This is a genomic window from Candidatus Avelusimicrobium luingense (assembly GCF_902757105.1).
Classification (GTDB): domain Bacteria; phylum Elusimicrobiota; class Elusimicrobia; order Elusimicrobiales; family Elusimicrobiaceae; genus Avelusimicrobium; species Avelusimicrobium luingense.
This window is the reverse complement of record NZ_CACVTK010000004.1, coordinates 134,697-142,576: the sequence shown is the minus strand read 5'-3', so window position 1 is coordinate 142,576 and position 7,880 is coordinate 134,697. Positions and strand designations below refer to the sequence as shown.

8 protein-coding genes are annotated in these 7,880 nt (G+C 44.3%); 3 read left to right on the top strand and 5 right to left on the bottom strand.

Annotated features, from left to right (window positions below; genetic code table 11):
- Positions 1-147: prepilin-type N-terminal cleavage/methylation domain-containing protein (locus ACQY3H_RS05070; protein WP_428074809.1), on the bottom strand; the 147-nt coding region annotated here is incomplete at its 3' end.
- 276 nt (positions 148-423) lie between these two features.
- Between ACQY3H_RS05070 and ACQY3H_RS05065 the strand changes: the two genes are divergently transcribed.
- Entirely contained in the window at positions 424-1,947 is a 1,524-nt protein-coding gene (locus tag ACQY3H_RS05065) for a M20/M25/M40 family metallo-hydrolase (RefSeq protein WP_428075491.1), read from the top strand.
- Between the two features lies 1 nt (position 1,948).
- Positions 1,949-2,566 carry an RdgB/HAM1 family non-canonical purine NTP pyrophosphatase gene (gene rdgB / locus ACQY3H_RS05060; protein ID WP_428075490.1) on the top strand — a complete coding sequence of 206 codons (618 nt, stop codon included), beginning with the start codon at positions 1,949-1,951 and terminating at the stop codon, positions 2,564-2,566.
- A 66-nt stretch (positions 2,567-2,632) separates the two neighbouring features.
- Here rdgB and ACQY3H_RS05055 read toward each other — a convergent pair whose 3' ends face one another.
- Genes ACQY3H_RS05055 through ACQY3H_RS05040 form a run of 4 tightly spaced genes read right to left on the bottom strand, consistent with a single transcriptional unit; the run spans position 2,633 to position 5,909 of the window.
- A complete protein-coding gene (locus tag ACQY3H_RS05055; protein ID WP_428075489.1) occupies positions 2,633-3,415 on the bottom strand; it encodes a prepilin peptidase in 783 nt (260 codons plus the stop codon).
- A gap of 50 nt (positions 3,416-3,465) precedes the next feature.
- Positions 3,466-3,882 carry a type II secretion system protein gene (locus ACQY3H_RS05050; RefSeq protein ID WP_428075488.1) on the bottom strand — a complete coding sequence of 139 codons (417 nt, stop codon included), beginning with the start codon at positions 3,880-3,882 and terminating at the stop codon, positions 3,466-3,468.
- Positions 3,883-3,896: 14 nt separating this feature from the next.
- On the bottom strand, positions 3,897-5,132 hold the full coding sequence (locus ACQY3H_RS05045) for a M20 family metallo-hydrolase (RefSeq protein WP_428075487.1): 1,236 nt from the start codon (positions 5,130-5,132) through the stop codon (positions 3,897-3,899).
- Between the two features lie 24 nt (positions 5,133-5,156).
- The gene (locus ACQY3H_RS05040; RefSeq protein WP_428075486.1) at positions 5,157-5,909 is read right to left on the bottom strand and encodes a Nif3-like dinuclear metal center hexameric protein; all 753 of its coding nucleotides are present in this window, start codon (positions 5,907-5,909) and stop codon (positions 5,157-5,159) included.
- Positions 5,910-5,934: 25 nt separating this feature from the next.
- On the opposite strand from ACQY3H_RS05040, the gene ACQY3H_RS05035 reads away from it, so the two are divergent.
- Entirely contained in the window at positions 5,935-7,875 is a 1,941-nt protein-coding gene (locus ACQY3H_RS05035) for an N-acetylmuramoyl-L-alanine amidase family protein (RefSeq protein WP_428075485.1), read from the top strand.
- Positions 7,876-7,880 lie beyond the last annotated feature (5 nt).

The following is a 7,880-nucleotide window of genomic DNA, read 5'->3' as shown; positions in this document are numbered from 1 at the left end:
TGCCATCATTTCTTCCGCTTCCGTTGTTTTGCGGGTTTCTATAATTTTATTAAACTTCGGTAAAACTACCGCCGACAAAACCCCAATTACAATTACTACCACCAGCAGTTCTGTCAGCGTAAAAGCACGTTTCTTTTTACTTTTCATTTTATGCCTCCTCGCCAAAGTACGCACCTAGCGTACCTATATACCCTCTAGGATAAATCTATATCATACCGACTCAACAACAATAGGATTCCCGGCATGTTATTTCCCATAGATTAGGGTTGATAATATCAATGTACCAAAAGGCCGATAACCTGTCAAGCGCCTATTTTATTTTTTCGGCGAAGCAGGGCCTATTTCCGCCATAGGTCTTTTGGCCCTTGTGCGGCTTTAACCAGATTACTACAATTAAAATATAATTTCTTAAAAGGAGACTTTATGAACAAAGTATTATCCGTTATCTTAACTGCATTTTTGGTAGCACTTTTCCCGTCGGAGATACAGGCCAAAACCGATTTGCACGATACTATTGAAAATGAATTGTTGAGAGCCTATGCCACAACCGTATTTTCTCAACCGAAAGATATGGCCGCTGTCAACAAACAACTGGCCAAACAATATCGCCCCATATTGCTTTCGCGTTTCTTAAAATATGTAACCTATAACAGCCAAAGCAGTTATACCGAAGAAATTACGCCCGGTCAAATAGAAATGGCTAAAGCCTTACATGAAGAAATTAAAGACATGGGTTATAAAGATGCCGTACTAACTGACCATTATTACATTTTCGTGCGTATTCCGTCTAATTTGCCCGAAGGCACAACGGCACCTATCTTGGGTTTTAGCGCCCATTACGACGTTACCCCCGATGTAACCACCAATAATGTTAATGCCAATGTTATTACCAATTACCGGGGCGGAAAAATTGAACTCGGTGTCAATCCGCAAGGTGAAAAACAAATTTTAGATCCGGATACCCCGCGTGATGCCTACTTAAAAACCCAAATCGGCAATATGATTATTACATCCGACGGCACCACCAATTTAGGAGCCGATGACCGTGCCGGACTTTCTATTGTCATGACAACCCTGGAAGTGCTTGCCAAACATCCGGAGAAAAAACACGGTGAAATGCAAATTGTTATTGCTCCTAATGAAGAAACCGGTGGCGCGGCAGACTTTATTGCCGGAGTCCCTTATCGCCCGGAAATTGCGTTTGATTTTGACGGCAGTGTAGATGGTGAATTAATGACCGATAACTTTAATGCGCTTCGCATCCTTGTTACCGTCAAAGGGCATGAAGGGCACCAATCGAATGCGGACGGTCCGTACGTCAATCACGGGCTTGCCGCGGCGGACTTAATACATCAAGTATATGAAGATCCGTCTATTCCGCGTCGTTTTGCCGATAACAGCATTGTAAATCTTAACTCTTCTTGCTCGCGTTGGTTACGTCTTCCCTCGGAAAGCCGCGACAGAGAAGGATATTTGGATGTATTTACCAATCGTCCGAGCAACGACACCACCGTTGTCGATTTCCGCGCGCGCAGTTTTGCCCAAGCCGATTTAGACCAATTAGAAGATTTCATACGGGAAATTGTGAAATTTTTATCTGCAAAATATACTAAAGTAGATTTTTCTATTAAAACAGAATCCACCTATAATAACGTAGGTGAAACGGCTCACCCGGCATCGTTTAGAGTATCGAAAAGCGCTTTTGAAGCGGCCGGTGTAAAAATGCGTCCCGTTTCCGAACGGGCCGGAACAACCGGAGCCATTTTCGCCGCGGCTACTAAGAATTTGCCCCAAAAAATTGTTGGTTCTTATATGCTTTTTACCGGGCAAAACAACATGCACTCGTACACCGAATGGCTCAGTGTAGATGATATGAACAAATCGTTCTTAGTGGGCTTAAATATTATCGACCAAGTCGTCGTATTGTTAGGTACGGAACAAAAATAAAATGAAGATTTTAATTGCAACACATAATTCGCACAAGTTACAGGAATTATTACACATTTTGCCTCATAAATTAAAACAAGGCACTTCGGTAGAATATATCAGTTTGGCTGATATCAAAGGGGTTACATTACCCGCCGAAACAGGCCACACGTTGGAAGAAAATGCCGCACAAAAAGCATTATATGCGGCTAAACAAACCGGACTGGTGACTATTTCGGACGATACCGGCCTTGAAGTAGATGCGCTTAACGGAGCCCCGGGCGTTCATACGGCCCGATACGCCGGCGATAATGCCGATGATGATGAGAACAATCGCAAACTGCTTAGCGAATTAGAGCATAAACAACTTTCGCAACGCCAAGCGCGTTTCCGTACGGTAGCGTGTTGGGCTACTCCGCAAGGCGACGTTTGCACTTTTGAAGGTGTCTTAGAAGGACACATCGGGTTTGGCTACCGCGGCGAGAACGGTTTTGGCTACGACCCGATTTTTATGGTAAATAACGGGCAAACGGCCCTGGCGGAATTGACCGAAGCACAAAAAAACAAAATCAGCCACCGCGGCCAAGCGTTTAGCAAATTAGCCAAACACTTAACGGCCCAAGCACCGGTAAATAAATAAGTTTTTTCCGGAACTAAAAAAATCCCCGCAACTAATTGCGGGGATTTTTTACTGTACACTATCTAATTAAAACTCAATAAGCAGCATAGACGGCACTATCAGATACAACAAATTGATGAGTGCGCCTAAACTTAAAAACGGGCCAAACGGGATAGCATCTCCCCCCTTTTTCCCCTTAAATATCATCAAGAACAACGAATAAACAAGTCCAAAGAAGGATGCCATTACCACCGTTGTTAATACGCCTTGCCACCCGATAAGTGCGCCGACGCCACCCATTAGTTTTACATCGCCGCCGCCCATAGCATCTTTTTTGAATATCCATGTACCGATAAGCGCAATCGCCAAAATGCCGAAGAATCCGGCTGCCGCACCACCTAAAGCATATAATTCTTTTTGCCACCAAGCACCGCTATAAATCGGATTGGCCCACGCAAAGAGCAACCCCCACACAATCAGCCCTAACGAAAAACGGTCAGGAATAATCATGAGTTCAAAGTCAATAACAGATAAAGCAATTAACGCATATACGGCCACTATTACTACAAATGTCCATATACTTATTCCGTAGCGCCATACAAACAAGGCAGTCAAAAGCCCCGTCAACAATTCCACCACAGGATATTGCAAGGAAATATGTTTTTTACAGTTGCGGCATTTGCCCAACAATAAAATATAACTGAGCACCGGGATATTATCATACCAACGGATATGTGCATTACATTGCGGGCAAAACGACGGCGGCCACGCCACCGATTTATCACGCGGGATACGGTAAATACACACGTTGAGAAAACTACCAAATACTAACCCAAACAAAAAAGCCACTACTAAAGTTACTGTTTCCATATTATTCCTTATGCAAAAAATCCCCGTGTAATAAAAACACGGGGATCAAATCAGTGCGTATGCCACATTTTACCGTAACTGTCTTCTTTTTCGGAATTAACAAAGAAATCACCAAAACGCGGATCAGCCGGGTCATTGACATAAGCCCACCCTCCCGTTTTAGTAAATGCCGTTTCAAAATTGCCGATGGAAACATGGGATGACGGAGCATATCCCGGAATGCGCGCGAGCGGTATTTCTTCCAAATACCGCGGTACTAAACACGACAAATCATCCGTCGGATACATCCCTTGGTTTTCGCCGTAATAGGCCGCAATAGCGCTACGTACGCGCATGAGTTGGTGCTTGGTGCTACCTTCTTGCGCTTTATGCACTAGCGACATAAACTTCGGTACGGTAAACACACATAAAAAGATAAGTACCGCCGCAATCGCCACGATTTCAATTACTGCAAAACCTTTTTTCATACGACACCTCTTTTTTAGTTAAAACGCATCGCTACCAACGCAAATACTTTGGCATCACCTAATGTATTTTTGATGCTGGAATATTCGTTAGGTTGGTGCATGGTTTCGTCTAATTTAGAATATACTACTGCCGGGAAGCCCGCATTACGCAAATAGGCACCTACGGTACCTCCGCCAACCCCCATAATGCGCGGGTTGTTTTTGTAGATTGTTTGCACCGATTCTTTCATCAACTGCACTACCGGATGTTTCGGATCGGTCGGTTTAGAACCGTCGTTAATCGGGTCTTCAATAGTAACCGTAACACCGAATTTCTTTTCAATTTTATCCGCTATTTTACGCATGACTTCTAACACTTTTTCATTGGAATAACGCGGTAAAATACGGCAATCCATATAAAATACTTCCCGTCCGGGGATTGTATTTACGTTAGGGACATTGGCTTCGTGTTTGGTCGGTTCAAAAGTGCTGCGAAGTTCCGGCGCAAAGAGTTTATCTTTCTTATGGAACTTCTTATGTAATTTTTCATCTAACGCTACGACCAAATGCGCTGCGGCGCGGTGGGCATTTACCCCGGCTAACGGAGTAGAAGCATGGGTAGGCTTTCCAAGCACCGTAATTTTAGCCCATAACATATTTTTTTCGGCTACTTCCACCATGGTACCTTCTTCATTACCGCCATCGGGTACTAAAAATACATCTTCCGGCCCGAATAAATGAGAATGTTTCTTCAAAATGGCTAACAATCCATATTCGCTGCCCATTTCTTCGTCAGCGTTTAAGAGCAACGCATAGTTGCATGGCGGACGGACGTTACAATCCATCATGGCTTTCACGGCGAGCAAGCCGGATACCAACCCTTGTTGGTTATCTTCCGAACCGCGGCCGTAAATTTTATCTCCTTTGACAACGGCTTTGAACGGATCGGTATTCCACAAGGATAAATCTCCCGCAGGCACGACGTCCATGTGCGCCATAACCCACAACGTTTTCTCTTTATTTTCCCCGTAATATTTCGCCATAATATTCGGGCGGACACCCGTTGGCGCTTTTTCATCCGGGATATTGATGACAAACACTTCGTCAAATTTCATTTTTTTAATAACCGAAAGCAAGTACGCGGCTTTTTCGCCTTCCCCCGTTCCGCCTTCCGACGGCGAAACTGCCGGGCAAGCAATCATATTGGTTTGTAGTTTGATGACTTCTTGTGAGTATGTGTCAATTTTTTTAAGTAACGTCTTCGTGTCCATTTGTTTTCTTTCTCCTCTAACTACTTATATCGGATTTGCAATATCAATAAATTCGGTTTCCACTTTAAAATGTTTAGCCACTAATTCTTGCAGGGCTAATATACCGGGTTTTTCCGAATTATAATGTCCTAATGCCACACAGTTAATATTTCCTTCGCGGCACCATTCTTGGACGGGTTCGTCCAACACTCCGGTAACATATAAATCTAAATGTTCGTTGATGGCTTGCGGTAAAATACTATGCGCACCGCCGCTCACAATTCCCAATGTGTGAATGTGCGACGGCCCAAACGGCAACACTTGTGCTTTTGTACCGCATAGGGTTTCCCACACTTGCACGAGTTCGGTTAAGGGGCGGTTTTCCACTACCCCGCGGTAGCCAATATGCTCGCCGTGGTATTCTCCAAACGGCTGCACTTGCAACCCTTGCACCGCACGCATTAAACACGCATTATGCCCCACCACCGGGTGCATATCAAGCGGCAAGTGATAGGCGGCCAAGTTGATATCGTGTTTGAGCAAAAAGGCCACCCGCTCGCGGAACATACCTGTAAGCGGTTGTTCCTGACCCCATAAAAGCCCATGGTGCACAATAATTAAATCAGCCCCTGCCACTTTGGCTTTGCGGAAAAGTTCCAAGGAAGCAGATACACCAAATACAATTTTTCCTACCCGCGGCGTACCGGATACTTGCAAACCATTATGGCTGGCATCTGTAATATGCGCGCTGTTTAGGTAAGTATTTAAGAATTGAATAATATCTGCACAATTTCCCATATAATTATGTTATCATTTTATACGTATGAAAAAAATACTTTTTACCGTTTTAACCGTTTATTTTTTCTTATTACCGTCTGCCAGCCAAGAAATTTCTATTGCCCCTTACTTACCCGCGCAAGAAAAAACCGCTCCCGCCGATGCTCCTATTACCGTTCAATATCCGTATGAAAACATGAAGGTATCGCGCGGTGCCAAATCTATTTTTATATTCGGAAGAGTCAACTTGGCAGCCCCCATTGTGTTAGATATTAACGGAGAGAATATCCCTGTTCATGACAATGGGGCTTTCGTGGCTTTTTTGCCGATTACGCCGGGAGAATTTACCTTTTTACTGACCGCCGCGAACAAAGACACAACCGTTCGGGCCGTACGCCATGTTACCGTTCCGGGCACCGATATCAATATATACACTGAAAAAGCCGCTTTTGATCCGGAAGAAATCTTCCCGCGCACCCCGGTAGAAATGCTCCCGGGAGATACGTTAGACCTATATGCCCGCGGTACACCGGGAGCCCAAGTAACAGCCACCTTATCCGGTTTCAAAAACGGTAAAAATATCGCCTTAAAAGAAAGCAGCACCACCCCGGGTGTATATCGGGCGCAATTTATTATTGACCCGGAACAAAAACCGAAAAGTGCCAAAGTCACTTATCGCATGAAAAACGGGCCGGATAAAACAAGTGCCAAAATTACTGCGAAAGAAAAAATAAAAATTTTATCTACACAAGAATCGTTGCGTACCGCCGAGATTACTTCTCCCGGCGTAAAAATACGTAAAATTCCAACGGCTAGCGGTAATTTGTACCCATTCTACCGCGCTTACGGTCGCGCGCGCATTACCGGTCGGCTCAACAACCAGTACCGTTTATGGCTCAATGACGAAGAAAGCGCGTGGTTGGAAATGGATAAATTTAATAATCCCGACACAACCCCCGTTCCCAATAACCATATCCAAGAAATGACAATTACCGTTTTGCCCGATAAAACGCGGCTCGTATTTTCCGGGGTACGCGCGGTACCGGTAAGCATACATGAATTTAATAACCGATTGGAATTAACTTTTTATTATACGGAAACGTTTGACGAAAACTTTACGGCAGATACTACCAGCCCCATATTGGAAAAATCAACATGGACGCAACCGCAAACCAACACCGTATTATTCAAAATTTATTTCAAAGAAGGCCAACTCCCGTGGGGACATGCTTACGATTTTGAAGACGGAAATTTTACATTAGATTTAATGCATACCCCCCAACTTACTCCGACTGCAAAAAAACCATTAACAGGTGCTCGCATTTTGTTAGATGCCGGACACAGTCCGCGGCGTAAAGTACCGTACGACGGTGCCATCGGCCCGACGGGTTTTTTGGAATATGAAGCCACCTTGGCACTCGCCGAAGAATTGAAACCTTTGTTAGAAGAACAAGGCGCTACGGTTATTTTGACACGCCACGGCAACAACCGCAAAAGTTTGCAAGAACGTTACGAACAAGCCTTGGCGGAAAATGCTCATATTTTTGTTAGTTTGCATTATAATGCCTTACCGGAAACGGTTAATCCGTTAGCCCGTCCGCGCGGTTATTCGGTGTATTACAATTATCCGCATAGTTTTAAGTTGGCACAAGCGGTCTATCAATCGTTCACCAAAAACGTAAAATTGCCCGATAACGGTATGATTGCCAACGATATCTTGTTTATTCCACGCATTCCGCAAATACCCAGTATTTTGGTGGAAAATGCATACTTGATTTTACCCGAACAGGAAGAAATGGCCCGTACCGAGGAAGGACGCAAAACCCTTGTGCAAGCCTTGTACGAAGGTATTTTGAATTTTTATGGTGTAAAATTACCGCAAAAAAAAGCGGCAGTTAAAAAAACTACCGCTAAAAAACGCACCAAAAAACCGATGAAAACAACCTATCTGCGCCCGGCCCCGCCAACGGAAATGCACGCCCGTTAATATAA